Source organism: Streptomyces sp. Je 1-369 (genome assembly GCF_026810505.1).
Classification (GTDB): domain Bacteria; phylum Actinomycetota; class Actinomycetes; order Streptomycetales; family Streptomycetaceae; genus Streptomyces.
In genome coordinates, this window is record NZ_CP101750.1 from 5555320 (window position 1) to 5580727 (window position 25408).

The 25408-nt window shown below is 71.3% G+C and carries 25 protein-coding genes; 11 read left to right on the forward strand and 14 right to left on the reverse strand.

Going from position 1 to position 25408, the window contains the following annotated elements; genetic code table 11:
• Window positions 1-17 precede the first annotated feature (17 nt).
• Entirely contained in the window at window positions 18-1172 is a 1155-nt protein-coding gene (locus NOO62_RS25435) for a cystathionine gamma-synthase (RefSeq protein ID WP_268773167.1), read from the forward strand.
• Between the two features lie 14 nt (window positions 1173-1186).
• Here NOO62_RS25435 and NOO62_RS25440 read toward each other — a convergent pair whose 3' ends face one another.
• From NOO62_RS25440 to NOO62_RS25450, 3 genes are all read right to left on the reverse strand, one after another.
• Complete coding sequence (locus tag NOO62_RS25440) at window positions 1187-1438, reverse strand: hypothetical protein (RefSeq protein WP_268773168.1); 252 nt, start codon at window positions 1436-1438, stop codon at window positions 1187-1189.
• Window positions 1435-1917, reverse strand: coding sequence for a sigma factor-like helix-turn-helix DNA-binding protein (locus NOO62_RS25445; RefSeq protein WP_268773169.1), 483 nt, complete (start codon window positions 1915-1917; stop codon window positions 1435-1437). Before NOO62_RS25445 ends, NOO62_RS25440 begins: the two co-directional genes overlap by 4 nt.
• 64 nt (window positions 1918-1981) lie before the next feature.
• The gene (locus tag NOO62_RS25450) at window positions 1982-2500 is read right to left on the reverse strand and encodes a MarR family winged helix-turn-helix transcriptional regulator (RefSeq protein ID WP_268773170.1); all 519 of its coding nucleotides are present in this window, start codon (window positions 2498-2500) and stop codon (window positions 1982-1984) included.
• 156 nt (window positions 2501-2656) lie between these two features.
• Here NOO62_RS25450 and ilvA point away from each other — a divergent pair, with 156 nt between their 5' ends.
• The 4 genes from ilvA (at window position 2657) to NOO62_RS25470 (ending at window position 6503) form a co-directional block, all read left to right on the forward strand.
• Complete coding sequence (gene ilvA, locus NOO62_RS25455; RefSeq protein WP_268773171.1) at window positions 2657-3898, forward strand: threonine ammonia-lyase; 1242 nt, start codon at window positions 2657-2659, stop codon at window positions 3896-3898.
• Between the two features lie 268 nt (window positions 3899-4166).
• The gene (locus NOO62_RS25460) at window positions 4167-5195 is read left to right on the forward strand and encodes an ATP-binding cassette domain-containing protein (protein WP_268773172.1); all 1029 of its coding nucleotides are present in this window, start codon (window positions 4167-4169) and stop codon (window positions 5193-5195) included.
• Entirely contained in the window at window positions 5192-6055 is an 864-nt protein-coding gene (locus NOO62_RS25465; RefSeq protein ID WP_268773173.1) for an ABC transporter permease, read from the forward strand. Before NOO62_RS25460 ends, NOO62_RS25465 begins: the two co-directional genes overlap by 4 nt.
• A 31-nt stretch (window positions 6056-6086) precedes the next feature.
• Window positions 6087-6503: a hypothetical protein gene (locus NOO62_RS25470; protein WP_268773174.1), complete on the forward strand. Its 417-nt coding sequence runs from the start codon at window positions 6087-6089 to the stop codon at window positions 6501-6503.
• 145 nt (window positions 6504-6648) lie between these two features.
• On the opposite strand, the gene greA is transcribed toward NOO62_RS25470, so the two are convergent.
• Window positions 6649-7146 (reverse strand): transcription elongation factor GreA, encoded by a 498-nt coding sequence (greA, locus tag NOO62_RS25475; RefSeq protein WP_268773175.1) that lies wholly within the window; start codon window positions 7144-7146, stop codon window positions 6649-6651.
• A 166-nt stretch (window positions 7147-7312) separates the two neighbouring features.
• Entirely contained in the window at window positions 7313-7732 is a 420-nt protein-coding gene (locus NOO62_RS25480) for a DUF4307 domain-containing protein (protein ID WP_268773176.1), read from the reverse strand.
• Between the two features lie 116 nt (window positions 7733-7848).
• Here NOO62_RS25480 and mca point away from each other — a divergent pair, with 116 nt between their 5' ends.
• Window positions 7849-8730 carry a mycothiol conjugate amidase Mca gene (mca, locus tag NOO62_RS25485; RefSeq protein WP_268773177.1) on the forward strand — a complete coding sequence of 294 codons (882 nt, stop codon included), beginning with the start codon at window positions 7849-7851 and terminating at the stop codon, window positions 8728-8730.
• Window positions 8731-8749: 19 nt separating this feature from the next.
• Window positions 8750-8974, forward strand: coding sequence for a hypothetical protein (locus NOO62_RS25490; RefSeq protein ID WP_268775770.1), 225 nt, complete (start codon window positions 8750-8752; stop codon window positions 8972-8974).
• A gap of 82 nt (window positions 8975-9056) precedes the next feature.
• Here the strand turns inward: NOO62_RS25490 and NOO62_RS25495 are convergent, their stop codons facing one another.
• The 3 genes from NOO62_RS25495 to NOO62_RS25505 all read right to left on the reverse strand — a co-directional run bounded on the left by NOO62_RS25495 (window position 9057) and on the right by NOO62_RS25505 (window position 13053).
• Complete coding sequence (locus tag NOO62_RS25495; protein ID WP_268773178.1) at window positions 9057-9248, reverse strand: hypothetical protein; 192 nt, start codon at window positions 9246-9248, stop codon at window positions 9057-9059.
• A gap of 163 nt (window positions 9249-9411) precedes the next feature.
• Entirely contained in the window at window positions 9412-9654 is a 243-nt protein-coding gene (locus NOO62_RS25500; protein ID WP_268773179.1) for a chaplin, read from the reverse strand.
• A 132-nt stretch (window positions 9655-9786) separates the two neighbouring features.
• Window positions 9787-13053: a tetratricopeptide repeat protein gene (locus tag NOO62_RS25505; protein ID WP_268773180.1), complete on the reverse strand. Its 3267-nt coding sequence runs from the start codon at window positions 13051-13053 to the stop codon at window positions 9787-9789.
• 114 nt (window positions 13054-13167) lie between these two features.
• Between NOO62_RS25505 and NOO62_RS25510 the strand changes: the two genes are divergently transcribed.
• The gene (locus tag NOO62_RS25510; protein ID WP_268773181.1) at window positions 13168-15189 is read left to right on the forward strand and encodes a thioredoxin domain-containing protein; all 2022 of its coding nucleotides are present in this window, start codon (window positions 13168-13170) and stop codon (window positions 15187-15189) included.
• Window positions 15190-15210: 21 nt separating this feature from the next.
• Window positions 15211-15528, forward strand: a complete 318-nt coding sequence (locus NOO62_RS25515) for a hypothetical protein (RefSeq protein WP_268773182.1) — start codon at window positions 15211-15213, stop codon at window positions 15526-15528.
• Here the strand turns inward: NOO62_RS25515 and NOO62_RS25520 are convergent.
• The 4 genes from NOO62_RS25520 to trhA form a co-directional block, all read right to left on the reverse strand.
• Complete coding sequence (locus NOO62_RS25520) at window positions 15500-16267, reverse strand: Mut7-C RNAse domain-containing protein (RefSeq protein WP_268775771.1); 768 nt, start codon at window positions 16265-16267, stop codon at window positions 15500-15502. The two genes, NOO62_RS25515 and NOO62_RS25520, sit on opposite strands and share 29 nt — an antisense overlap.
• Window positions 16268-16359: 92 nt before the next feature.
• Window positions 16360-17004, reverse strand: coding sequence for a TetR/AcrR family transcriptional regulator (locus tag NOO62_RS25525; RefSeq protein WP_268773183.1), 645 nt, complete (start codon window positions 17002-17004; stop codon window positions 16360-16362).
• Between the two features lie 4 nt (window positions 17005-17008).
• A complete protein-coding gene (locus tag NOO62_RS25530) occupies window positions 17009-18526 on the reverse strand; it encodes an MFS transporter (protein ID WP_268773184.1) in 1518 nt (505 codons plus the stop codon).
• Between the two features lie 125 nt (window positions 18527-18651).
• Window positions 18652-19368 (reverse strand): PAQR family membrane homeostasis protein TrhA, encoded by a 717-nt coding sequence (trhA, locus tag NOO62_RS25535; protein WP_268773185.1) that lies wholly within the window; start codon window positions 19366-19368, stop codon window positions 18652-18654.
• Window positions 19369-19651: 283 nt separating this feature from the next.
• Here trhA and NOO62_RS25540 point away from each other — a divergent pair, with 283 nt between their 5' ends.
• Together NOO62_RS25540 and NOO62_RS25545 are read left to right on the forward strand one after the other, a co-directional pair.
• On the forward strand, window positions 19652-21511 hold the full coding sequence (locus NOO62_RS25540) for a phosphoenolpyruvate carboxykinase (GTP) (RefSeq protein ID WP_268773186.1): 1860 nt from the start codon (window positions 19652-19654) through the stop codon (window positions 21509-21511).
• 133 nt (window positions 21512-21644) lie between these two features.
• Window positions 21645-23453 carry an Ig-like domain repeat protein gene (locus NOO62_RS25545; RefSeq protein WP_268773187.1) on the forward strand — a complete coding sequence of 603 codons (1809 nt, stop codon included), beginning with the start codon at window positions 21645-21647 and terminating at the stop codon, window positions 23451-23453.
• 75 nt (window positions 23454-23528) lie between these two features.
• Here the strand turns inward: NOO62_RS25545 and NOO62_RS25550 are convergent, their stop codons facing one another.
• A complete protein-coding gene (locus NOO62_RS25550; protein WP_268773188.1) occupies window positions 23529-23939 on the reverse strand; it encodes a hypothetical protein in 411 nt (136 codons plus the stop codon).
• Window positions 23940-24030: 91 nt separating this feature from the next.
• The gene (locus NOO62_RS25555; protein WP_268773189.1) at window positions 24031-25242 is read right to left on the reverse strand and encodes a pyridoxal phosphate-dependent aminotransferase; all 1212 of its coding nucleotides are present in this window, start codon (window positions 25240-25242) and stop codon (window positions 24031-24033) included.
• Between the last annotated feature and the right edge of the window lie 166 nt (window positions 25243-25408).

Consider the following 25408-nt stretch of genomic DNA (forward strand, 5'->3'; position numbering starts at 1 on the left):
CACTACGCTCAGGCCGCATGAGTGACTCGCACAGCACGCAGAGCTTCGAAACCGTGGCCATCCACGCGGGCAACACCGCCGACCCCCTGACCGGCGCCGTCGTCCCGCCCATCTACCAGGTCTCGACCTACAAGCAGGACGGCGTCGGCGGTCTGCGCGGCGGCTACGAGTACAGCCGCAGCGCCAACCCGACGAGGACCGCCCTCGAAGAGAACCTGGCCGCACTGGAGGGCGGCAGCCGCGGACTCGCCTTCGCGTCGGGCCTCGCGGCCGAGGACTGCCTTCTCCGTACGCTGCTCAGCCCCGGCGACCACGTCGTCATCCCCAACGACGCGTACGGCGGCACCTTCCGGCTCTTCGCCAAGGTCGTCTCGCGGTGGGGCGTGGAGTGGTCCGTCGCCGACACCTCCGACCCGGAGGCCGTGCGCGCCGCGCTGACCGACCGTACGAAGGCGATCTGGGTGGAGACCCCCTCCAACCCGCTGCTCGGCATCACCGACATCGCCGCGGTCGCGCAGATCGCCCGCGAGGCCGGTGTGCGTCTCGTCGTCGACAACACCTTCGCCAGCCCCTACCTCCAGCAGCCGCTGGCGCTCGGCGCGGACGTCGTCGTGCACTCCATGACGAAGTACATGGGCGGCCACTCGGACGTCGTCGGCGGCGCGCTCGTCGTCAACGACGCGGAGCTGGGCGAGGAGTTGGCGTACCACCAGAACGCGATGGGCGCCGTCGCCGGGCCCTTCGACGCCTGGCTGGTGCTGCGCGGCATCAAGACCCTCGCGGTGCGCATGGACCGGCACAGCGAGAACGCCACCAAGGTCACCGAGATGCTGACCCGGCACGCGCGCGTGAGCAGCGTTCTCTACCCGGGCCTTCCGGAGCACCCCGGTCACGAGGTCGCCGCCAAGCAGATGCGGTCCTTCGGCGGCATGGTGTCGTTCCGGGTGCAGGGCGGCGAGGAGGCGGCCGTCGAGGTCTGCAACCGGGCGAAGCTGTTCACCCTGGGCGAGTCCCTGGGCGGCGTCGAGTCCCTGATCGAGCACCCGGGCCGCATGACGCACGCCTCCGTGGTGGGCTCCGCCCTGGAGGTCCCCGGAGACCTCGTACGGCTCTCGGTGGGCATCGAGTCGGCGGACGACCTCGTCGCCGACCTGCAGCAGGCGCTGGGCTAGCCACCAGGAGTCCGTCACCAGCGCGTCAGGGGTGGAGTCGTGTCCGTCGGCGGCTCCACCCACGGCCTGGCGACGGACGCCCACACGACGAACACCACCGCGGCGACGAGCAGCAGCGTCCAGAACGCCCGCCGCGCCGCCGTACGGCGCCGCAGCGCCCGGCTGCCCCGCCGTACCGCGTCGTCGAGGAGTTCGGGCGGCACGGCGGGCGTCGTGCCCTCCAGGAGCCGCCGGACCGCCTCTTCCTTGCGCTCGTACTGGCTCATGACGGCGCCGCCCCGCTCAGCGCCCGGGCCGGCGCGGGACCGCGCGGCGGGTGCAGCACCGTCGCGGTCGCCCGGGCACAGATCACCCGGACCCGTTCGGCGGGCAGCCCGAGAAGCGCCGCGGTCTGCTCCTCCGCCACACCCTCGTACATGCGCAGGACGAGAATCAGCCGCTCCTGGGGGCTCAGCGGGCCCAGGACCCCGCCGTGGCCGCGGTGGCGGCGCCAGGCCGCGCGCCCGAAGCGCAGGGCGACCTGCTGACGGGTGAGGTCGTACGGATCCTCGCCGCGCAGCCGGTCCCACGACGCGTACGTGTGGGCGAGCGCCGCGGTCAGCAGGGCACGCGCGCGTGGGTTGTCGTCAGGGGGTTCGGCGGTGAGCAGTGTCGCGGCATGCAGGAGCCGCCCTGCCGCGCCCGCGACGAACGCCTCGAACTCCCGGGCACGGCGGGCGCTCTGGAGCGCCTGCCGTTCTCGCACCGCGCCTCCCGGCCGGAAGGAAGGAGGATCCCGGTCTCATATGAGGCCAGAGGCGGGGCCGGGGTCAAGACTCCGGAGTGGCCGAAACCTCTCCTACAGGTGACGTCTGTGACGTCTGCCGCGCGGAGAGGGCGGAGTTGAAGCGTGTGAGGAGCGCGCAGAAGCTCTCGCGCTCCGCCGGGTCCCAGTCCTGTGTCAGCTCGGCCATCAGCTCGCGCCGCGAGGAGCGGACCTCGTCGAGCCTGGCCTGACCGCGCGGCGACAGCTGGAGCACCACGGCGCGGCCGTCCTCGGGGTGCGAGGTGCGCTTGACGAGGCCGGTGTCGACGAGCGGCGCGACCTGCCGCGTCACCGTCGAGGAGTCGATGCCCATGCTCGCCGCGAGCGCCTTGACACCCATCGGCCCCTCCTTGTCGAGGCGGTTGAGCAGCAGATACGCGGCACGGTCCATGGAGTTGCGGACCTGGCCGACGCCGCCGAGACGGGTCTGCTCCGCGCGGCGGGCGAAGACCGCCACCTGGTGTTGCAGGCTGTCCAGGAGGGCGGGATCGCTGGCGGTCGTCATGTCCGGAGTTGTGGGCATGGCCGGGGGCTCACTTCATGCGAGGGCGATGGGTTGGGGGACAGGGTACGCGGCCGCGGCGCGTACCGTACCTGCGCTGCGCAAACCCACGCGATAACGGTCTCGTTCCTTGGTCATCCCAGGAGGACTCGGGCGTCGGCTGCAAGACTTGCCGTCATGAGCTACCGCACGCCGCACTCCTTGCCGAAGTCCCTCCACACGGTGACCCTCGACGACGTACGCGGTGCGCAGAAGATGCTCTCCGGAGTGGCCCGGATGACGGCGATGGAGGGCAGCAGGTACCTGTCCGGCCTGGTCGGGGCCCCTGTGCACCTCAAGTGCGAGAACCTCCAGCGGACGGGTTCGTTCAAGCTGCGCGGTGCCTACGTACGGATCGCGGGCCTGCTCCCCGAGGAGCGCGCCGCCGGAGTGGTCGCCGCGAGCGCGGGCAACCACGCCCAGGGCGTGGCGCTGGCCTCCTCGCTCCTCGGCGTGCGCTCCACGGTGTTCATGCCCGCCGGAGCGCCACTGCCCAAGGTCGCGGCGACGCGGGACTACGGGGCTGAGGTGCGGCTGCACGGTCAGGTGGTCGACGAGACGCTGGCCGCCGCGCAGGAGTACGCGGAGCGGACGGGCGCGGTCTTCATCCACCCCTTCGACCACGCCGACATCATCGCGGGGCAGGGCACGGTCGGTCTGGAGATCCTGGAGCAGTGCCCCGAGGTGCGCACCCTCGTCGTCGGCATCGGGGGCGGCGGGCTCGTGGCGGGCATCGCCGTCGCGGTGAAGGCGATGCGGCCGGACGTGAAGATCGTCGGCGTGCAGGCGGCCGGGGCCGCGGCCTACCCGCCGTCGCTCGCCGCGGGCCACCCGGTGTCGGTCAGGAACCCGGCGACGATGGCCGACGGCATCAAGGTGGGCCGCCCCGGCGACGTGCCGTTCCGGCTCGTCGAGGACCTGGTCGACGACGTCGTGACGGTCTCCGAGGACGCGCTCTCCAGTGCGCTGCTGCTCTGCCTGGAGCGGGCCAAGATGGTCGTCGAGCCGGCCGGTGCCAGTCCGGTCGCGGCCCTGATGAGCGACCCGAAGGCGTTCGAGGGCCCGGTGGTGGCGCTCCTCTCGGGCGGCAACGTGGACCCGCTCCTGATGCAGCGGATCCTGCGCCACGGCATGGCGGCGGCGGGCCGCTACCTCTCGCTGCGGCTGCGCCTGACGGACCGGCCGGGCGCCCTGGCCACGCTGCTCGGCGTCCTGTCGGAGGTGGACGCGAACGTCCTCGACGTGAGTCACGTGCGCACGGATCCCCGGCTCGGGCTCACCGAGGCCGAGGTGGAGCTGCATCTGGAGACGAAGGGGCCGGAGCACTGCGTCGAGGTGGGCGCGGCGCTGCGGGCGGCGGGCTACACGGTCATCGACTGAGACGGGGCGTCGGTGTCGGTGTCGGTATCAGTACCGGTATCGGCGTCGGCGCGGCCGCGCAGGTGACTTTGGTAAAACAGCTGAGACAACGCGATGTATCGCGTTATGGTGTGCTCCTCGTCACCTGCACCACCCGTCGCCGGGCGTCGCCGAGGCGTCGCCGGGCGTGGGAAGTCCGGCAAATCTAAGCTTTTGCGTAGAAACCCACCAACCCACCTGATGCACTGGAAGACACCACCCGAAGCCATCACACCAGGGGAGAACCCACATGCCAGGCGCCATCTACGCCGAAGGTCTGGTGAAGACCTTCGGCGACGTACGGGCTCTGGACGGCGTCGATCTGGATGTCCCGGAAGGTACCGTGCTCGGCCTGCTCGGGCCGAACGGCGCGGGGAAGACCACGGCGGTCCGCTGCCTGACGACGCTGCTCACCCCCGACAGCGGCAGAGCGGTCGTCGCGGGCATCGACGTACTGAAGCACCCCAACGAGGTCCGGCGCTCCATCGGCCTCTCCGGCCAATTCGCGGCCGTGGACGAGTACTTGACGGGCCGTGAGAACCTCCAGATGGTCGGCCAGCTCTACCAGATGCGGGCCAAGGAGGCGAAGGTCAGGGCGGCGGAACTGCTTGACCGGTTCAACCTCGCGGACGCCGCGGACCGCCCCTCCAAGACGTACTCCGGAGGCATGCGCCGCCGCCTCGACCTCGCCGCGGCGCTCGTCGTCTCGCCCCCGGTGATGTTCATGGACGAGCCCACCACCGGCCTGGACCCGCGCAACCGTCAGCAGCTGTGGGAGGTCATCCAGGAACTGGTCGCGGGCGGCACGACGCTGCTCCTCACCACGCAGTACCTCGAAGAGGCCGACCACCTCGCACACGACATCTGCGTCGTCGACCACGGCCGCGTCATCGCCCGCGGCACGTCCGACCAGCTCAAGGCCCAGACCGGCGGCGAACGCGTCGAGGTCGTGGTGCACGACCGTGACCACATCGCCACCGCCTCCGAGGTCCTGCGCGGCTTCGGCAAGGGCGAGGTCGCCGTCGCCGAACACACCCGCAAGCTGACCGTCCCCGTCACGGGTGGCGCCAAGCTGCTCGCCGAGGTCATCCGCGAGCTGGACGCCCGCGGCATAGAGATCGACGACATCGGCCTGCGCCGCCCGACCCTCGACGACGTCTTCATCTCCCTCACGGGACACGTCGCCGAAACCGCGGACGAGACCAGCGGAGACGGTGCCGACGCCAAGTCCCAGCGCGCGGCCACGGACACCAAGCGCAAGAAGGAGGCGGACAAGTGAGCACCGCAACTGACGCGAAGCGGTCCCTGGCGCCCCGGCCCACCGGGGGCATCGGGCAGTCCGTGCGGGACTCTCTGGTCATCGCCCGCCGGAACCTGATCCGGATGTCCCGCATCCCGGAGATGGTCCTGTTCGGGGTCATCCAGCCGGTGATGTTCGTGGTGCTGTTCACGTACGTCTTCGGCGGGTCCATGAAGATCGGCGACAGCACCGACCCCGACGTCTACAAAGACTTCCTGATGGCGGGCATCTTCGCGCAGACCGTCACCTTCGCCACGGCGGGCTCGGCGGCGGGCATCGCGGACGACATGCAGAAGGGCCTGGTCGACCGCTTCCGCTCGCTGCCCATGGCGCGCGGCGCGGTCCTGACCGGACGCACGGTCGCCGACCTCGTGCAGACCGCGATCACCCTCGTCGTCCTCGCGGTCGTGGCGCTGCTCGTCGGCTGGAGGACGGGCTCCGCGGAGCCGACCAACGCGGGACGGATTCTGGCGGGCTTCGGACTCCTGCTCCTGCTCGGGTACGCGTTCACGTGGATCGGCGCGCTCATCGGCCTCTCCGTCCGCACCCCGGAGGCGGCCACGTCGGGCGGCATCATCTGGCTCTTCCCCGTCACGTTCATCTCGAACGCGTTCGTGGACTCCAGCCAGATGACGCCCTGGCTGCGGCATGTCGCCGACTGGAACCCCTTCAGCGCCATCGTCCAGGCCTGCCGCCAACTCTTCGGCAACCCGGGGGTCTCCCCGTCCGACGCCTGGCCCATGCAACACCCGGTCTGGGCCTCGCTGCTCTACTCGGTCCTGATCGTCCTCATCTTCCGCACGCTGGCGGTACGCAAGTACCGGTCGGCGCACGGCTGAGCGGGGGGTTTCCCTGAGAGGGGGAAGCTTCATGGTGTCGACGGAGCCGGGCCCGGAGACCTGGGAGGAGTTGCTCGGTGCGGCCGGGGACGAGGTCGCACGGACCGCGCGGCAGGCACGCGTGGTGGCCGACGAGGCGATTCCCGACGCGGTCGAGGAGTTCGATGCGGCGGCCCGGATGCTTGCTTTCACCTTCGCCCCCGGCACGTACAAGGGGTTGATCGCCGGTGTCGTCCTGCACGCCCGGCACGTGAACCTGATGTTCAGCGAAGGCGTGGCGCTTGAGCCGTACGACACGGGAGGGCTGCTGACCGGGACCGGCAAGTGGGCCCGTCACATCAAACTGCACGGCCCGGAGGACGCGGCGGACCCGGGGGTCGCCGAGCTCCTGTCCGTCGCCGCCCGACGGCGGCGGGAGCAGCTCCAGCAGAGGCCGCCACGTCGCTGATGCTGTCCCGTCACGCCCGGTCCGCGCTCAGGTCGAGTTCGTCGCGCGGCTCGGTCAGCGAGTACCACTTGCCGTTGTCGTCGCGGAACGACAGAGCCCCGGCGCGGTATGTGCCGGGGCTCTGTCGGGGCCGAGAAGTGAAGCGTCAGGCCGAGTACGGCTTCGCCGCGATGATCTTGACGGAGGCGAACTTGCCGTTCGGCAGTTCGTACTGCGCGTCCTCGCCCACCCGCTTGCCGTTCACGCCGGTGCCCAGCGGGGACTGCGGCGAGTACGTCTCGATGTCGGCGCTCGCGTACTCACGGGAGGCGAGCAGGAACGTCAACGTGTCGTCCTCGTCGCCGTCGAAGGCGATGGTGACGACCATGCCGGGCTCCACCACGCCGTCGTCCGCGGGCGCCTCGCCGACTCGCGCGTGCTCCAGGAGCTGGGTCAGCTGGCGGACGCGGAGCTCCTGCTTGCCCTGCTCCTCCTTGGCCGCGTGGTACCCGCCGTTCTCACGCAGGTCGCCCTCCTCACGCGCTGCCGCGATCTTCGCCGCGATCTCGGTGCGCGCGGGACCAGACAGGTACTCAAGCTCTTTCTTGAGCTTGTCATACGCCTCCTGGGTCAGCCAGGTGACGTTGTCGCTGGTCTGGGTCACAGGTGCTCCTCGTAGGTACTGGGAATACAAAGCATCGCCCTACCCAGAAGAATGTTCCTTCTCGGGTGGGCGAAACCACGAGCCTAACAATTCAGGCGCCCAAGGGGGAGGACATAAGCCATCAGATTTGCGTCTACGCAGGTGAGCGCGGTAAAGCTGCCCGACTTCAGTCGGAGTGGCAGCCCAGCAGCTCGACGCTGGTGGCCTTCTGCGTGGTGCGGAGGGTGACGACGCGGTCGATGCGGTCCGTGTGCCCGTCGAAGCGGAAGTCCTTGCGGCCGACCTCGTTGCCCGACTCGGCCTGCGAGCGCAGGGTGCAGTAGCCCTTGGCATCGGTGTCCTTGCGGACTTCGAGGTGGGCCTCGACGGCGTGGTCCGAGACCACGTCGAACTTGATGACCTCGCCGCTGAGCTTCGCGCCGTTGATGTAGTCGTATCCGAACCAGCCGACGACGCCGAGCAGCAGGACGCCGAGCACCGAGCCGACGATCTTCAGCTTGCGGTCGGCGGCTTCGTCAGCCGTGCGCGAGCGGCCGTACCGCCCTTCGGGAAGCCCCTCGGGGAGCTTCGAGCCCGCCGCCGCCATGATCGTCCTCCAGGAACAGGGGATGCCGGAATTTTCCGCCCCCCGGTTCCGTCACTATAGAAGCCGCCTGATGCGCCGGAATCACGAGGGCGCCCAATACCTTGAGGATCGAAGTCTTGACTGAGCAGCTGCGACTGATGGCCGTACACGCCCACCCCGACGACGAGTCGAGCAAGGGCGCGGCCACCATGGCCAAGTACGTGGCCGAAGGGGTGGACGTGCACGTCGTGACCTGCACGGGCGGGGAGCGCGGCGACATCCTCAACCCGAAGCTCCAGGGTGACACCTACATCCAGGAGAACATCCACGAGGTGCGCAGGAAGGAGATGGACAGGGCCCGCGAGATCCTCGGCGTCAAGCAGGACTGGCTCGGCTTCGTCGACTCCGGTCTGCCCGAGGGCGACCCGCTGCCGCCGCTGCCCGAGGGCTGCTTCGCCCTGGAGGACGTCGACAAGGCGGCCGGCGAGCTGGTCCGGCAGATCCGCTCCTTCCGTCCGCAGGTCATCACGACCTACGACGAGAACGGTGGGTACCCGCACCCCGACCACATCATGACCCACAAGATCACGATGGTGGCGTTCGACGGAGCCGCGGACCCCGAGAAGTACCCCGAGAGCGAGTTCGGCCCGGTCTTCCAGCCGCGGAAGCTGTACTACAACCAGGGCTTCAACCGTCCGCGCACCGAGGCGCTGCACCACGCGATGCTCGACCGCGGCCTGGAGTCGCCGTACGGGGACTGGCTGAAGCGCTGGGACGAGTTCGAGCGGGTCGAGCGCACGCTGACCACGCACGTTCCGTGTGCCGAGTATTTCGAGACCCGCGACAGGGCGCTGATCGCGCACGCCACGCAGATCGACCCCGACGGCGGATGGTTCCGGGTGCCGATGGAGATCCAGAAGGAGGTCTGGCCCACGGAGGAGTACGAGCTCGCGAAGTCGCTCGTCGATACTTCCCTCCCCGAGGACGACCTCTTTGCGGGCATCCGCGACAATGCCTAGCGTGAACGTACATCTGGCAATGACGCATCTCGTCCCTCTTGCCAAGGAGGTCGACGACGACAAGGTGACGCCCGGCGTGCTCGGCTTCATCGTCTTCGCGGTGATGGCGCTGGCCGTCTGGGGCCTCATGAAGTCGATGAACAAGCACATGCGCAAGGTCGACTTCAAGGACCCGGAGAGCGACGCGGAGTCGGAGAAGGGGTCGGCGAAGGAGTCCGCGCAGGAGTCGGCCTCCCGGAGCTAGGACCCCTGGACAACCCGGACCCCTCCCGCCCGAAGGCGAGAGGGGACTGAGTTCTGTGCCTGTGCTGCCGTGGTGCTTCCGGTCAGTCCAGTTCCATGTCGCCGAAGACCGCGGCGGTGTTCTCGTGGTGCACGGTGTTGATGTCGCTGCCGCTCTCGATACCGTAGCCGGTGCCGTCGTCTCCGTCGTGGCCGTCGGCCGAGGCGACGCCCGCGCCGCCGAGGACGGTGAAAGCGGCCAGGACAGTGGTGGCTACAGCAGTACGAATACGCATGAAGCGTCCTTTCTTGTGGGTGTGATGATCGCAAGAAGGCTTGTCCGGCTGGTTCCGGCCGTACACGGCCTTCCGCGGAAGCCCACCCGTCCGCACGGCTCATACGTCCGATGCGCGGAGCGCGTCCGGGGGGCGCACATGGGGTGTCAGGCCGTTTCGGCCGTCAGCCGTTGGTCTTGCACTTGTTGCCGGTGGCCGGGTTGAGCAGGCCCAGCACGTCGACGGTGTTGCCGCAGAGGTTGAGGCCGACGTCGACGGGGACCTGAAGGTTGTTGCCGCTGAGGACGCCGGGGGAGTTGCCGGTCGTGCCCACGGCGTCGGGGCCGTCCGCGATCGCGGCGCCGGCGCCACCGAGCACAGTGACGAAGGTGAGAGCGGCTGCGGTGACGATGCTGCGCGTACGCATGGATACCTCTTCGCAGAAGGAGAAGGCGGTCCATATGAGCGTCACCCGGGACGGCCGCGCGCGCTCACGGCCGTAGCCCGTCAGTGGTGACAACACCTCGTTTGGGGGAAAGCGGGCGCCCACACCCCCCGTTCAGCGCCGCTCCGGTACGTCCACCCCCATGACCTCCCGCGCGTGCCGGCTCGGCACCATCCCCAGGCGCCAGGCCTGCCAGCCCGCCTCCAGGTCCGCGCCGCGCTCCAGGAGCAGGGCGTACGCCTGGACGCACTCGGTGAGCTTGCCGTCGCGCGTCGGGTGGTCGTCGCGGGAGAGCTGATTCAGCTCCTCCTGGGCGACCGCCGTGCCGATCTCCCAGCCGCCCGGCGAGGCGTACGGCAGCAGGGTGCAGCGCAGGAAGCGGGCCCAGTCGCCGCCGCGGCGGTCGCCGTACGAGGCGAAGAGCTCGATGGCCTCGTCGCACAGGGCGAGCGCCTGCTGACTGCGGTTGTTGCCCGCGTCCACGACCACCAGCTCCAGGCACGTCCAGGCCTCGCCGTGCGCGACGCCGATGCGCTGGAAGTCGGCGCGGGCGTCCACCAGGAGCTGGCGTGCGAAGCCGGAGTTGCGCAGCGAACCCGTCTGCGCGGCGCGCAGATCGCGGGTGGCGCGCGCCGAGTGGTGCCGGGCGCAGGCCAGGCCGTACACGTCCCGCATCCGGGAGAACATCGTGCGGGCCCGCTCCAGGTCGCGCACCGCCTGGTCGAGGCTGCCCGCCTCCTCCAGGGACTGGCCCAGGTAGTACAGGGACCACGCCTCGCCGCGCGCGTCGTCGTTGTCGCGGTGCCGGGACACCGCCTGGCGCAGTCCGTCGACGGCCGGTGAGGGGTCGCCGTCGACGAGGCGGGCCCGGGCCAGCTGGGTCATGGCCCAGGCCTCGCCGCGCTGGTCGCGGGTGCGGCCGTACAGCTCGAGGGCGTCGCGCAGCTCGCCCTCCGCGCGCGGTACGTCGCCCATGCGCAGGCAGAGCTGGCCGAGCTGGAAGTGCGTCCAGGCCTCGCCGTGCACCGAGCCGCTCGCGCGGTGCAGGGTGAGCGCCGTGTCCAGCATGTCGAGGGCGTGCGCGAGGTGGGCGCGGTCCCGCTCGACCGCCGCGAGCGCGTGCAGCGTCCAGGCGCGGTCGCCCGCCAGCTCGTCGGCCGCCTGCAGATCGAGCGCCTCGGTGAGCCGTGCGGCGGCCTCCGTCAGATTGCCCTGGTGGTGGAGTGTGATGCCGAGGGAGCCGAGCGCGCGGGCGGCGGCCGCGTCCTGGTGGGCCTCGAAGTACAGGTCGACGACGGAGTTGAGTGTCGTACGCGACTGGTCGAGCTCGCCGAGCTGGCGGGCGGCGATGCCGGTGCGCCACTGCACGCTGCGGCCGAGGAGGCCCTGGTCGATGGCCTGGGTGAGTTCGTTGATCTCGCCGAGCCGGTAGAGGTCGCCGCGGAGCAGGCAGTAGTCGCACAGGGCGCCCAGGAGGTTGAGCACGGCCCGCTGGTCGACGCCCTCCGCGTGCCGCAGCGCCGCCGTGATGAACGTCGACTCGTCGTCGAGCCAGCGCAGCGCCGCTTCGAGGGAGGTGAACCCGTGCTGCCCGGCTGCGCCCTTCAGAAGAGTGTCGGCGCGGGTGGACGTCTTGCCGTCGACCAGGCGGATCACGGTGTCGGCCAGCTCCCCGTAGCTGGCGATGAGGCGTTCCTGGGCGGCCGTGCGCTCGGCGGGCTCCTCCTCGTCGAGGAGGCGGGTGCGGGCGAAGGAACGGACGACGTCGTGCAGGCGGTAGCGGCTGCCGGGCGGAGCCTCGGTGCCTTCGCGGTCGCGGGGGCGGGGCATTTCGACGAGCCCCGCGCGGGACAGGGCGGTCAGCTGCCGGGCCGCCTCCTGCTCGTCGGTGCCGAGCAGCGCCGCCGCGGCGGCCGCGCCCAGCGAGGCGCGCCCAGCGAGCGCCAGGCGCCGCAGCAGCCGCCTGGCCTGCTCGGACTGGTCGGCGTAGCGCAGCCACAGGACGCGCTCGACGGGGCCGACCTTGTCCGCGGGGCCGTACGCCGACAGGTCCGATGCGAGCAGGCTCGGTGTCCGCGGGCCGAGCGAGGAGCCCGCGGCGCGCAGCGCCAGCGGCAGACCGCCGCACAACTCCCTTATCGTGTCGGCGGATGCGGCGTCGTAGGGCCCGGAGGCGTCCTCCGCGGAGGCGCGGAGCAGCTCCTCGGCGCCCGCTTCGTCCAGCGCCTCGACCGGCAGCGTGTGCACCCACGCGGGCAGGTCGCCGGGCAGCTCGAGGGGCTCCCTGGCGGTGACGAGGACGAGGCTGTCCGAGCGCTCGGGGACCAGGGTGCGGACCTGCTCGGCGTCGCTGGCGTCGTCGAGGACGATCGTCACCGCGAGGCCCGTCAGGTACTGGTGGTAGAGCTCGCTGAGCCGCTTGAGCTGCTGCTCCTGGGATGCGCGCTCACGGAAGAGCAGCTGCTCGCGCGGGGCGCCCAATCGATTCAGCAGGTGCAGGAGCGCGTCGCGGGTGGACATCGGGGACTCCTGCGGGGTGTCGCCGCGCAGGTCCACGACGCACGCGCCGCGGAACTGGTCCCGCAGGTCGTGCGCCGCGCGCACCGCCAGCGAGGTCCGCCCCGAGCCCGGCACGCCGTGCAGCACGACGACCGTGGGCCGGGTATCGGTGCTGGCGCGCGCCGCGTGCACCCACTGCGCGATCCGCCCCAGCTCGGCCCTGCGGCCCACGAAGGGCGCCGTCGTCTCGGTGAGTTGGGTGAAGGACTGCTCCAGGACGCTGCGCCTGCGTGCCGCCGCGCTCTTGTCCGTACCGCGCAGCTGCGGCGCCGCCTTCTTCGCCGTGTGCGCGCCGGTCGACGCGGCGAGGACCCGCTGCTGGTCCAGGAAGGGCCGGATGCCGCGCACCTCAAGGGCCGTCAGCCACTGCAACCGCAGCTGCTCGGGCCCGCCCGGCCTGCTGAGCTCGCCCGCGCGGCGGCTGGCCGCCGGGACGTGGGAGGCCGTCACCTTCACGACGGTGGCCGCCGCGCCCGCCACGGCGACGACCGCGCCGGTGCCGAGGGCCGTGCCGACGCTCGTGCCGAACGACAGGTCGGAGACCCCGGCCGCGAGCGCCGCAACCACCGCGACGAGGAGCGGAGTTCCCGCCCCCTCCCGCGCGTACCGCTGCTTGAAGCTCAGCCGCCCGGCCTCCGCCTCGTCGAGCGCGCCGCTGTACGCGCCGTACTCCTCCGCCGCCGTCTGAGCCATGGCGTCCAGCGCGCCGCGCGCCCGCGAAAGCAGCACGCCCCCGTCGACGCGCCCGCCCGAACGACGGACCTCGTCCTCCACGGCCCGTACCAACAGCCGCTCGGCCTCGGCCCGATGGCTGTCCCGCATATGGGTTCCCCCTCCGAGAGCAACAGTTCCCTGCGGCCACAAGTGTCCTGCCTACGGGGCGCGGGCGCGAGGGCGTCCGTGGATCAGGGCCGGGTGTGCGCGAGGATGGGGGGCATGCCGAACCGACTGGCCCAAGAGACGTCCCCCTACCTCCTGCAGCACGCCGACAACCCCGTCGACTGGTGGCCCTGGTCGGCAGAGGCCTTCGATCAGGCGCGCGAGCGGGGTGTGCCGGTGCTGCTGAGCGTCGGCTACAGCAGCTGCCACTGGTGCCACGTCATGGCGCACGAGTCCTTCGAGGACGAGGCGACCGCCGCGCTCATGAACCGGAACTTCGTGAACATCAAGGTCGACCGCGAGGAGCGGCCCGACGTCGACGCCGTCTACATGGAGGCCGTGCAGGCCGCGACGGGCCAGGGCGGCTGGCCCATGACCGTCTTCCTCACGCCCGACGCCGAGCCGTTCTACTTCGGTACGTACTTCCCGCCGGAGCCGCGGCACGGGATGCCCTCCTTCCCGCAGGTCCTCGACGGCGTCCACCGGGCGTGGACGGACCGGCGCGGTGAGGTCGACGAGGTGGCGGGGAAGATCGTGCGGGACCTGGGGGAGCGGCAGCTCACCCACAACACCGACGAGCGGCCCGGCGAGGACGAGCTGGCGCAGGCGCTGCTCGGGCTCACCCGGGACTACGACGCGACGCACGGCGGTTTCGGCGGTGCCCCGAAGTTCCCGCCGTCCATGGTCATCGAGTTCCTGCTGCGGCACTACGCGCGCGTGGGCGCCGAGGGCGCGTTGCAGATGGCGGCCGACACGTGCGAGCGGATGGCGCGCGGCGGCATCTACGACCAGCTGGGCGGCGGTTTCGCGCGGTACTCCGTGGACCGCGAGTGGGTGGTGCCGCACTTCGAGAAGATGCTGTACGACAACGCGCTGCTGTGCCGTGCGTACGCCCATCTGTGGCGGGCCACGGGCTCGGAGCTTGCACGCCGCGTCGCCCTGGAGACGGCGGACTTCATGGTCCGCGAACTCCGCACCAACGAGGGCGGGTTCGCCTCCGCGCTCGACGCGGACAGCGAGGACCCGGTGACGGGCGCGCACGTCGAGGGCGCGTACTACGTATGGACTCCTCAGCAGTTGCGTGACGTCCTCGGCGAGGACGACGCGGAGCTGGCGATGGCCTGCTTCGGGGTGACGGAGGAGGGCACCTTCGAGAAGGGTGCCTCCGTGCTGCAACTGCCGCGCACGGAGGGGCCGGTGGCGGACGCCGCACGGCTCGCCGCGATCCGGGAGCGGCTCCTCGCGGCGCGTGCCGAGCGGCCCGCCCCCGGCCGTGACGACAAGGTGGTCGCCGCGTGGAACGGCCTGGCCGTCGCCGCGCTCGCCGAGGTCGGCGCGTACTTCGACCGGCCGGACCTGATCGCGGCCGCGGTGGGCGCGGGCGACCTTCTCGTACGTCTCCACATGGACCCGCGCGCCCGTCTCGCCCGTACCTCCAAGGACGGCAGGGCCGGGGCCAACGCGGGCGTCCTGGAGGACTACGCCGACGTCTCGGAGGGCTTCCTCGCGCTGGCCGCGGTCACCGGCGAGGGCGTGTGGCTGGAGTTCGCCGGGTTCCTCCTCGACCACGTCCTCGCGCAGTTCGTGGACGCGGAGAGCGGCGCGCTGTACGACACGGCGGCCGACGCGGAGCAGCTCATCCGCCGCCCGCAGGACCCCACCGACAACGCGGCGCCCTCCGGCTGGACGGCGGCGGCGGGCGCGCTCCTCTCCTACGCGGCGCACACGGGCGCCGAGCCCCACCGCACCGCGGCGGAGCGCGCACTCGGCATCGTCAAGGCACTCGGCCCCCGCGTGCCGCGCTTCATCGGCCACGGCCTCGCGGTCGCGGAGGCCGCGCTCGACGGCCCGCGCGAGGTGGCGGTCATCGGCGACGTCCTGGGCGACCTGCACCGCACGGCGCTGCTCGGCACGGCGCCGGGAGCGGTCGTCGCGGCGGGCCCGGAGGGCGGCACGGAACTCCCGCTCCTCGCCGACCGCCCGCTGGTCGACGGCGCCCCCGCGGCGTACGTCTGCCGTGGCTTCGTCTGCAGCGCGCCGACGACGGATCCGGCGGTGCTGGCGGAACAGCTGTCGTAGGCCGCCGGTTAGGGTCCCCGCATGGTGCGTCTGAAGATAGAGATAGCCGTCCCGGAGAGCCACGTGGAGCAGGTCATCGACGCGCTCCACGCGGCCGGTGCGGGGCGGGTCGGGGATTACGCGCGGTGTGCGAGCTGGTGGCCCGTCAACGGGACGTGGCTGCCGCTGCCGGGCGCCGATCCCTACGACGGGGAGGTCGGCGTCGTGCAGCGGGGCGCGGAGTGCCGGGTGGAGTCCGTGTGCGGCCAGGAGCAGGCTCGCGCCGTCCTCGAGGCGGTGCGGGCGGCCCACCCGTACGAGGAAGCCGTGATCAACTTCCTGCCGCTGTACGAGCCGTGAGGTCGGCCGTCCCCGCGTCGCCGAACTCCTCCATCGCCCGCCGCACGATTCCTTCGAGGCGGTCGTGGTGGGCGCCGCGCCAGAAGACGCGGTCGCAGGACCCGCACTGCGCGAACACGTCGTACGTGCCGCGGGTGCCGCCCTCCAGGCGGTCCGCCACCTCGTCCTTCGTGGCCGGGCGCAGCGTGCCGTTGCAGGCGCTGCAACGGGTCCAGGGGCGCAGTTCCGGGGCGAAGCGGCCGAGGACGTCGCGGAGTTGGTCGTCGGGGCGGTCGCTGTAGACGTACGCCCCCGCCCACAGCTCCCGGCGCCGGAGCAGGCCGCGGTCGCGGCTCAGCAGGACCCGCTGCTCGGCCGCCGAACGCGCGGCGAGGGCCGGGTCGCCGATGTCCGTGCTCTCGTACGCCGCGTCGACACCCAGGAGGCGCAGGCGGCGGGCGAGCGTGCCGAGGTGGACGTCGAGGAGGAAGCGGAGCGGGGCGCCCGGCACCTCCTGGGGGCGGGTCACCGCGCGGACGGTGACGCTCTCGCCCGCCGCGGGGATGTGCCCGACCGCCACCTCGCGGCCGTCGACCACCAGCGCGCCGACCTCCGTCAGCGGGACGCCGAGCGACTCGACGACGTGCCCGAGCGTGGACGCGCCGTCCGTAACGGCCCGCGTGGGGCCGCCCCTTCGCCCGTGCGGGACGAAGATCCCCAGCTCGGGGGCGAAGGCGAGGAGGATCTCCGGACCGTTCATCATGCGGTCAGGATGGCACGCCGGGTGCGGTGACGACGCGGGTTTTTCCCCGCCCCTCACGCGTGCCCTCCCTCGTGCCCTCCCTCGTGCCCTCACGCGTGCCCGCCCGCGTCGGCGGGTCCCGCGAACCCCGCCGTCAGCACGTCCAGCGTCCGGTCGACCAGCGAGGGCAGGTCGTCCTCGTGGTCGCGCTCCGCCCAGTACGCCGCGGTCTCGGTGAGCGCGCCGATCAGGCCCATGGAGAAGGCCCGCACCTCCAGGTCGCCGGGGTCACGCCCGGTGCGCTCGGCGATGACCCGGCACAGGATGCCGCCGGTGACCGACATGCTCTCCAGCATCCGCGAGCGCACCGCGGGCACCTCGAGCATCAGCCTCGTCCGCAGCCTGGAGACCTCCGGCTCCTCCGCGAAGCCGAAGGCGACGGCCCGCCGCAGCACGAGCCGCAGCGACTCCACGATCGGCTCGTCCGCGGGCCGCTCCCGCAACTGCGTCTCCAGGAACGGGTCGAACTCATCCGTGAGGACGATGTCCTCCTTGGTCGGGAAGTAGCGGAAGACGGTGGACGGCGAGACCTCCGCCGCCTCCGCGATCTGCTCGACCGTCGTCGCCTCGTACCCCTGCTCCCGGATCAGCCGGTACGTCGCGTCCCGGATCGCGAGGCGGGTCTTGAGCTTCTTGCGCTCGCGGAGCCCCGGTAGGGGGGCGCCCGCGGGGGCGGGGGTACGTGCGGCCGTCATGACGTCATTGTCGGCCATCGGCCCGCGGCCCGGGCAGCAGTGCCGCCACGCACAGTGCCGTCACCAGCGCGGCGACACCGCTGACCAGCATGACGAGGCCCATGCCGTCGAGGTACGCGGAGTCGGCGGACCGCACGAGCCCCGGCGCGCCCAGCCGTTCGGCGACCCCGTGCCCGGCGACCACCGAGTCACCGGCCGCGTCGGCCGCGGGTCCCGGCAGGCCTCCGGTGTCGAGGCGGCTCGCGTAGGTGCCCGCGAGGAGCGAGCCGAGCATCGCGATCCCGAGGGCGCTGCCCACCTGCCGTACCGTCATGAGCAGCCCCGTGCCGGATCCCGCCCGCTCCACGGGCAGCGCGCCCAGCGCCGAGTCCATGGACGGCACGATGGCGAAGCCGAAACCGAGGCCGGCCACCGAGAGCCACAGCGCGGTGAAGCCGTAGCCGCTGTCGACGTCGGTGCGGCTGCCGAGGATCGCGGCGAAGGCGAGGACGACGAGCCCGCCGCTGATCACCGCCCGCGCCCCGAACCGCCGCACGACCGGCTCCGCGCCCTTCGCGGCGACCAGCAGCCCGCCCATCATCGGCAGCATCCGCAGGCCGGTGCCGAACGCGTCGTTGCCGAGGACCGTCTGAAGGTACTGCGGCAGCACGAACATCAGGCCCGACAGCACGAACATGACCAGCGTCGCCGCCATCGTGTTGAGGAAGAAGGCGCGGTTGCGCAGCAGCGTCATGTCGAGCATCGGGCGCGTCATGCGCCGCTCGCGCAGGACGAGCGCGGTGAGGAGAGTGAGGGCGGCCGCGAGCATGCCGAGGACGAGCGGGTCGCTCCAGCCGCGTCCCGGCGCCTCGATGATGCCGTAGATGAGCGCTCCGAGTCCGGCGGCGGTCAGGGCCGTGGAGACGGTGTCGACCTTGGGGGACGCGGGGTCGCGGGTCTCGGGCAGCAGGAACAGGCAGGCGGTGAGGCCGATCGCGACCATCGGGATGTTGATCAGGAAGATCGACCCCCACCAGAAGTGGTCGAGCAGCCAGCCGCCGATGATCGGTCCGAGCGGCGCGCCGAGCGCGGAGGCGGCGGAGACGATGCCGACGGCCTTGGTCCGCTCGCCGGGCCCGAACAGCGCGGGCAGCACGGCCATCGCGAGCGGCATGACGAGGGCGCCGCCGACGCCCATGACGGCGCGTGCCACGACGACGAGCGAGACGTCGTCGGCGAGGGTGCCGACGACGGAGCCCGCCAGGAAGATCCCCAGGCCGGTCATCAGCATCCGGCGCCGTCCGAACCGGTCGCCGAGCAGCCCGGCCGGGAGCATCAGTGCCGCGAACACGACGACGTACGCGTCGGCCATCCATTGCTGCTCACCGGTGCTCGCGCCGAGCTGCGCGGCCATCGTCGGCAGGGCGACGTTGAGGATAGTCATGTCGAAACCGAGCACGAGCATGCTCGCGACCAGGGCGCCGAGCGCCCACCAGCGGCGGGGGTCCTGCCGCGCGACGGTCGAGGTAGTGACAGTGGCCATGAAATGAGAGTAACTCTCAAAAGAAGGTTAGTGTCAATATCGGGCCCGTGTGGAGGCATGAAAAAAGTGGCCACGGTCGGACCGCGGCCACTCGGGTGGAAGGCTCGGGTGGAAAGGGGGAGGGGTCAGCCGTGCTGGTAGGCCACCAGGGAGATGCCTACGTAGTGGATGACGAAGGCTGCCAGGGTCAGGGAGTGGAAGACCTCGTGGAAGCCGAAGAACCGGGGGGAGGGGTTGGGGCGCTTGATTCCGTAGATCACGCCGCCCACGCTGTAGAGCACGCCGCCGACGACGACCAGGACGAGGACCGCGATGCCGCCCGTTCGCATGAAGTCCGGCAGGAAGAAGACGGCCGCCCAGCCCATCGCGATGTAGCACGGCGTGTAGAGCCAGCGCGGGGCGCCGACCCAGAAGACGCGGAAGGCGATGCCGGCGAGCGCCGCGCCCCAGATGCCCCACAGCAGCCACTGGCCCTTCGCCTCGGGCAGGAGCAGCAGGGTCAGCGGGGTGTACGTGCCCGCGATGATCAGGAAGATGTTGGAGTGGTCGAGGCGGCGCAGCACCGCGTCGGCTCTGGGGCTCCAGTTGCCGCGGTGGTAGAGCGCGCTGATGCCGAACAGCAGGCAGGCGCTGAGGGCGAAGATGCCGCAGGCGACCCGGCCGCGGGGGGAGTCCGCGAGGGCGGTGAGCACCAGGCCCGCGATCACCACGGCGGGGAACATGCCCGCGTGCAGCCAGCCGCGCATGGCCGGCTTCACCGGCAGGGGCATGGAGTCCGGGGACGGGACGAGTGAAGGGTTGTCCGCGGAGTGCGGTGTCGCTTCGGGGACAGGGGCGGTCATGACGGCATCGTACCGAGGGGCCCGTAAGTCGGACATCAAACGGTTGGTGACCTGGTTGGTCGGCGTCAAACGGACGGATCGGCGCCCACACCCCCGTACCCGTACAAGTGGCGATGCTCACGCCGCTCAAGTGTGAAGCCCTCTGGACAGATGCGCGAACGCGTCGGATGATCAAATGAGTGCGGTCGGCACCGGATGAGCGCCAAAGTACGTACACGTGAAGCGTCCGGGTCGCAGCCCCCACGGGGCATACATCCCAAAAACCCCTCGATTAGGAGCAATCGTGGCGCGCGACATCGCGGCTCCCCTTCTCGCAGAGCCCCTGGGCACTGCCCCGACGAACCACCAGGAGCTGGCCTCCTGGGTGAACGAGATCGCGGAACTGACGCAGCCGGACCGTGTGGTCTGGTGCGACGGATCCGAGGCCGAGTACGAGCGCCTGTGCGAGGAGCTCGTCGCCAAGGGCACGTTCAAGAAGCTGGACCCGGTGAAGCGGCCGAACTCGTACTACGCGGCCTCCGACCCCACCGACGTCGCGCGCGTCGAGGACCGCACCTTCATCTGCTCCGAGAAGGAGGAGGACGCGGGCCCGACCAACCACTGGAAGGCCCCCGCCGAGATGCGGGAGATCTTCGCGGGTGAGAAGGGCGTCTTCCGCGGCTCCATGCGCGGCCGCACCATGTACGTCGTGCCCTTCTGCATGGGCCCCGTCGGCTCGCCGCTCTCCGCCATCGGCGTCGAGATCACCGACTCCGCCTACGTCGCCGTCTCCATGCGCACCATGACCCGCATGGGTCAGGCCGTCCTGGACGAGCTCGGCGACGACGGCTTCTTCGTGAAGGCCGTCCACACGCTCGGCGCCCCGCTCGAAGAGGGCGAGGCCGATGTGCCGTGGCCCTGCAACTCCACCAAGTACATCTCGCACTTCCCCGAGGACCGCGAGATCTGGTCGTACGGCTCCGGGTACGGCGGCAACGCCCTGCTGGGCAAGAAGTGCTACGCGCTGCGCATCGCCTCCGTCATGGCGCGCGACGAGGGCTGGCTCGCCGAGCACATGCTGATCCTCAAGCTCACGCCCCCGCAGGGCGAGGGCGAGGCCGCATCTCCGACGTACCTCGCCGCCGCGTTCCCGAGCGCCTGCGGCAAGACCAACCTCGCCATGCTGGAGCCGACGATCCCCGGCTGGACCGTCGAGACCATCGGCGACGACATCGCCTGGATGCGGTTCGGCGAGGACGGCCGCCTCTACGCGATCAACCCCGAGGCGGGCTTCTTCGGCGTCGCGCCCGGCACCGGCGAGCACACCAACGCCAACGCCATGAAGACGCTGTGGGGCAACTCCGTCTTCACGAACGTCGCGCTCACCGACGACAACGACGTCTGGTGGGAGGGCATGACGGAGGAGACTCCGGCCCACCTCACCGACTGGAAGGGCAACGACTGGACTCCTGAGTCAGGCGTCCCCGCCGCCCACCCGAACGCCCGCTTCACCACGCCCGCCTCGCAGTGCCCGATCATCGCGCCCGAGTGGGAGGACCCCAAGGGCGTGCCGATCTCGGCGATCCTCTTCGGCGGCCGTCGCGCCAGCGCGGTGCCGCTGGTGACGGAGTCCTTCGACTGGCAGCACGGCGTCTTCCTCGGTGCGAACGTGGCGAGCGAGAAGACCGCCGCGGCCGAGGGCAAGGTCGGCGAGCTGCGCCGCGACCCGTTCGCCATGCTGCCGTTCTGCGGCTACAACATGGGCGACTACATGGCGCACTGGGTGAAGGTCGGCGCGGACAAGGCCGACCAGTCCAAGCTGCCGAAGATCTACTACGTCAACTGGTTCCGGAAGAACGCCGACGGCAAGTTCGTGTGGCCCGGCTTCGGCGAGAACTCCCGCGTCCTGAAGTGGATCGTGGAGCGCCTCGACGGCAGGGCCGAGGGCGTCGAGACCCCCATCGGCATCCTGCCGACGGTCGACTCGCTGGACACCGACGGCCTCGACCTGGCCAAGGACGACCTGGAGTTCCTGCTCACGGTCGACAAGGAGGTCTGGCGCGACGAGGCATCCCTGGTCCCCGAGCACCTCAACACCTTCGGTGAGCACACGCCCAAGGAGCTGTGGGACGAGTACCGCGCGCTGGTGCAGCGCCTCGGCTGACCCGTCGGCCGCTCCGTCGGCCTTTAGCCGTTCCGTTTCCGGCCGGGCCCCCGCACAACGGCGTGCGGGGGCCCGGCCGCGTGACACACCCGCATCTTGAACACCTTGCCTTCACATCCCTCACACATGTTTCATGGGTCCGCATGTCGGCCCGCTGATCACGGCGGGCCGTCGATCGATCCTGTGGGGGGACGAGTTGAAGAGATCTCTGGGCTTACGACGGGTGACGGGTGCCGCGCTCGCGGTGGCCATCGGCTCGGCAGGGATGATCGCCGTCGGGGCGCCCGCGGCCTCCGCGGCGACACCGTCCGACGAGGCGGCGAAGCTGCCCATCGCGTCGTTCGGGGCGATGGTCGTCGACGACGCGCACGAGCGGGTCTACGTCACCGACGGGCGCAGGAGCGGTGCCGGGGCGAGCGAGGTCCTCGTCTACGACTTCGCGGGCCGGCGCGTCGGTTCGCTCGCCACGGACCAGCCGGCGTCCGGCATGGCGCTCAGCGCGGACGGCGCGACCCTGCACGTGTCGCAGTCCAACCGCATCCTGACGTTCGACACGGCGACGCAGACCAGGACCGGCGCCGCGAGCACGCCCTATGACGTGACCTGTGGCCGCGAGGTCGCGGTCGCGGGCGGCAGGACATGGTTCACGGAGACGCCGTACACCGGCTCCACGTACTGCGAACGGCCCGACAACCTGGCCCTGCTGTACGGGGTCAAGGGCACGGCGTCGGTCAACACCGGGTGGAACAGCCAGGGACGGCTGCGCCTGGAGGCGGGCCCCGGGGCGCCCGACCGGCTCGTGATGGGGCAGGCGGGCGCGGGTCCCACGGCCGACCCGTTCCTCACTACGTTCGATGCGAGCGGCGACAGTCTCGTGCGGGGCCCCTCGCGGCGGTTCGCCGACGCCGAGGGCAAGGGCGCGCTCGACCTGAAGGACATCGCGCAGAGCGCCGACGGCAAGCGCATCGCCGTGGCGGATGCCGCGTACGGCACCCGGCTGCTCGACGCCGGTGACCTGGCGGACGCCCCGACGGCGTACCAGCCGCTGCCGGAGGGCGCGAAGGCGTCGGCGGTGGCGTTCAGCGGCGACGGCAAGTACGTGGCGCGGGGCGCGGCCGCCACCGGCAGCGCGGCGGACCTCCTGATCCAGCCCGCCGACCCGAAGGACGGCACCACACCGCTGGAGTTCGCCTTCGAGGGGGACCTCGACGGGAAGCGGGTCGTGCCGCAGGGGCTCAACTGGGCCAAGGACGGCTCGCGGCTCTTCGCGGTGACCTCCGACGGCGGCAACGGCCACTGGCTGCACGTCATCAAGCCGCCGGCCGCGCAGTACGACTCGCGCTTCACCGGCACCCTCACCACCACGCCGTCGAAGCCCGTCGTCGGTGAACCCATGGGTATCCGTGGCAGGTTGGAGCTCGACGGCCCCGCGCCCGCGGAGCCCGTGAAGGTCGCCGCCGTCCGCAAGGACGCCGACGGCACGCAGGAGGTGGCGGCCGCCAGAGTCGCGGCCGACGGCAGCTTCACCGTCCTGGACGTGCCGGACCGGGTCGGCGAGGCGACGTACACGCTGCGCTTCCTCGGCGACGTCACGCACCGCCCGGCCGAGGACGTCACGCTCACGGTGGACGTCGCGAAGGCCTCGACGGGGATCGAGCTGACCGCGCCCGCCGAGGCGACCCGCGCGGGCGGCGTCGCGATCACCGGCAAGCTGACCGGGCAGGGACGCGCCCTGCCGTCCGGGATCAACCTGAAGGTGACGCGGACCGACCGGCTCGGCACGACGGGCGAGCTGACGTCGGCGTCGGTCGCGGCCGACGGCACGTTCAGCGTCAAGGACCTGCCCAGCAAGCGGGGCAAGACGCTCTACACGGTGAGCTACGCGGGTGACGCCCTGCACGAGGGTTCGTCCGCCACGGCGACCGTCAAGATCACCGGCTAGGCGGCCGGCACCCCCAGCTGTCGCCGGGCTGGTGGCACCCGGTCCGTGGCCTCCCCGGCCGCGGACCGGGGCCGATCAGGGGGCGCCGACGAGGCGCGAGGCGTCCGCGTGGGCGTCCATGCGCTCGGCGGCCAGGATCGCCGCCGCGGTGTCGGCACGGGACGCCGCCACCACCAGGGCGCGGCCCGCGAGGGCGTGGGCGCGCTGGTGCAGGGCGGACAGGTGGGGCTCGTGGACGGCGGCCGCGACGGCGGAGCGCGGCGGGAGAACGCCCCCGCGCAGCCGTGCCACCTGCAGCGCGAGCTGCTCGGCGGCGTCGTCGAGGGCGGCCGAGGGGGACAGGGCGCGCAGCTCGTCGGTGAGGGCGAGCAGCGCCGCGAGGTGTCCGGCGAGCTGGATGTCCAGCTCCTCCTCGCGGGAGCGGTGCGGATAGCTCGCGTCGTCGGCCATGGTGTGGACCGACTTGGTGCGGATCGGCTCGTACATGGGATGGCCTCCAGACGGTTGCTTGAAAGCCATCCTAGCTTAGATCCTGTCTAAAGTTGAGTCGGGGTCAATCCTGGTCGATCGGTGCTGGTCAGGGCTGGCTGTAGCCGTCCAGGAAATGACCGATCCGGGTGACCGCCTCCGCGAGATCCGTCGCCGTCGGCAGCGTCACGACCCGGAAGTGGTCGGGTTCGGGCCAGTTGAAGCCCGTACCGTGCACGACCATGATCTTCTCGGCGCGCAGCAGGTCGAGGACCATCTGCCGGTCGTCCTTGATCTTGAAGACCTTCGGGTCGAGCCGCGGGAAGAGGTAGAGCGACCCCTTCGGCTTCACGCAGCTCACGCCGGGGATCTGCGTCAGCAGGTCGTACGCCGTGTCGCGCTGCTCCAGGAGCCGGCCGCCCGGCAGCACCAGGTCGTTGATCGTCTGCCGTCCGCTGAGCGCGGCCACGACGCCGTGCTGGCCAGGCATGTTCGCGCACAGGCGCATGTTCGCGAGGATCGTCAGGCCCTCGATGTACGAGGACGCGTGCGCCTTCGGGCCCGAGATCGCCATCCAGCCGACCCGGTACCCCGCCACGCGGTACGCCTTCGACATGCCGTTGAAGGTGAGGGTCAGCAGGTCCGGGGCGACGGCGGCGGTCGGCGTGTGCGTCGCGCCGTCGTAGAGGATCTTGTCGTAGATCTCGTCCGAGCAGACCAGCAGGTTGTGGCGGCGCGCGATGTCGGTGAGGCCGCGCAGCATCGCTTCGTCGTACACGGCGCCGGTCGGGTTGTTCGGGTTGATGATCACGAGCGCCTTGGTGCGGTCGGTGACCTTGCGCTCGATGTCCGCGAGGTCCGGCATCCAGTCCGCCTGCTCGTCGCAGCGGTAGTGCACGGCGGTGCCGCCGGACAGGGAGACGGCCGCGGTCCACAGGGGGTAGTCCGGCGCCGGTACGAGGACCTCGTCGCCGTCGTCCAGGAGGCCCTGCATGGCCATCACGATGAGCTCGGAGACGCCGTTGCCGATGAAGACGTGCTCGACGTCGGTCTCGATGCCCAGCGTCTGGTTGTGCATGACGACCGCGCGGCGGGCGGCGAGGAGGCCCTTCGCGTCGCCGTAGCCGTGCGCCGTGCCGACGTTGCGGAGGACGTCCTCCAGGATCTCGGGCGGGCACTCGAAGCCGAAGGCGGCGGGGTTGCCGGTGTTGAGCTTCAGGATGCGGTGACCGGCCGCCTCCAGCCGCATCGCCTCCTCGAGCACCGGGCCCCGGATCTCGTAACAGACGTTGGAGAGCTTCGTCGACTGGATGACCTGCATGTCCGCGAGCTTACGGGCGGGTATCACGGGCCGCCTCGTGTTTTCGGACACAAGGGGTGTCCCGCGGGGCCCGGCGGAGCGTGTTGTTCCGCTCCACGGCGTCCTGTCAGCGGTCAGTTGTGTCCGTTTGTGGTCTTGTCCTGACGGCGTGGCGCCCCAACAATGC

What these genes read in the sequence shown, in the direction of transcription:
- NOO62_RS25435 (WP_268773167.1), top strand. Translation starts at nt 18, where the DNA reads ATGAGTGACTCGCACAGCACGCAGAGCTTCGAAACCGTGGCCATCCAC.
- NOO62_RS25440 (WP_268773168.1), bottom strand. Translation starts at nt 1,438, where the DNA reads ATGAGCCAGTACGAGCGCAAGGAAGAGGCGGTCCGGCGGCTCCTGGAG.
- NOO62_RS25450 (WP_268773170.1), bottom strand. Translation starts at nt 2,500, where the DNA reads ATGCCCACAACTCCGGACATGACGACCGCCAGCGATCCCGCCCTCCTG.
- ilvA (WP_268773171.1), top strand. Translation starts at nt 2,657, where the DNA reads ATGAGCTACCGCACGCCGCACTCCTTGCCGAAGTCCCTCCACACGGTG.
- NOO62_RS25460 (WP_268773172.1), top strand. Translation starts at nt 4,167, where the DNA reads ATGCCAGGCGCCATCTACGCCGAAGGTCTGGTGAAGACCTTCGGCGAC.
- NOO62_RS25470 (WP_268773174.1), top strand. Translation starts at nt 6,087, where the DNA reads ATGGTGTCGACGGAGCCGGGCCCGGAGACCTGGGAGGAGTTGCTCGGT.
- NOO62_RS25480 (WP_268773176.1), bottom strand. Translation starts at nt 7,732, where the DNA reads ATGGCGGCGGCGGGCTCGAAGCTCCCCGAGGGGCTTCCCGAAGGGCGG.
- NOO62_RS25490 (WP_268775770.1), top strand. Translation starts at nt 8,750, where the DNA reads ATGACGCATCTCGTCCCTCTTGCCAAGGAGGTCGACGACGACAAGGTG.
- NOO62_RS25495 (WP_268773178.1), bottom strand. Translation starts at nt 9,248, where the DNA reads ATGCGTATTCGTACTGCTGTAGCCACCACTGTCCTGGCCGCTTTCACC.
- NOO62_RS25500 (WP_268773179.1), bottom strand. Translation starts at nt 9,654, where the DNA reads ATGCGTACGCGCAGCATCGTCACCGCAGCCGCTCTCACCTTCGTCACT.
- NOO62_RS25505 (WP_268773180.1), bottom strand. Translation starts at nt 13,053, where the DNA reads ATGCGGGACAGCCATCGGGCCGAGGCCGAGCGGCTGTTGGTACGGGCC.
- NOO62_RS25510 (WP_268773181.1), top strand. Translation starts at nt 13,168, where the DNA reads ATGCCGAACCGACTGGCCCAAGAGACGTCCCCCTACCTCCTGCAGCAC.
- NOO62_RS25515 (WP_268773182.1), top strand. Translation starts at nt 15,211, where the DNA reads ATGGTGCGTCTGAAGATAGAGATAGCCGTCCCGGAGAGCCACGTGGAG.
- NOO62_RS25520 (WP_268775771.1), bottom strand. Translation starts at nt 16,267, where the DNA reads ATGAACGGTCCGGAGATCCTCCTCGCCTTCGCCCCCGAGCTGGGGATC.
- NOO62_RS25525 (WP_268773183.1), bottom strand. Translation starts at nt 17,004, where the DNA reads ATGACGGCCGCACGTACCCCCGCCCCCGCGGGCGCCCCCCTACCGGGG.
- NOO62_RS25530 (WP_268773184.1), bottom strand. Translation starts at nt 18,526, where the DNA reads ATGGCCACTGTCACTACCTCGACCGTCGCGCGGCAGGACCCCCGCCGC.
- trhA (WP_268773185.1), bottom strand. Translation starts at nt 19,368, where the DNA reads ATGACCGCCCCTGTCCCCGAAGCGACACCGCACTCCGCGGACAACCCT.
- NOO62_RS25545 (WP_268773187.1), top strand. Translation starts at nt 21,645, where the DNA reads ATGGGTCCGCATGTCGGCCCGCTGATCACGGCGGGCCGTCGATCGATC.
- NOO62_RS25550 (WP_268773188.1), bottom strand. Translation starts at nt 23,939, where the DNA reads ATGTACGAGCCGATCCGCACCAAGTCGGTCCACACCATGGCCGACGAC.
- NOO62_RS25555 (WP_268773189.1), bottom strand. Translation starts at nt 25,242, where the DNA reads ATGCAGGTCATCCAGTCGACGAAGCTCTCCAACGTCTGTTACGAGATC.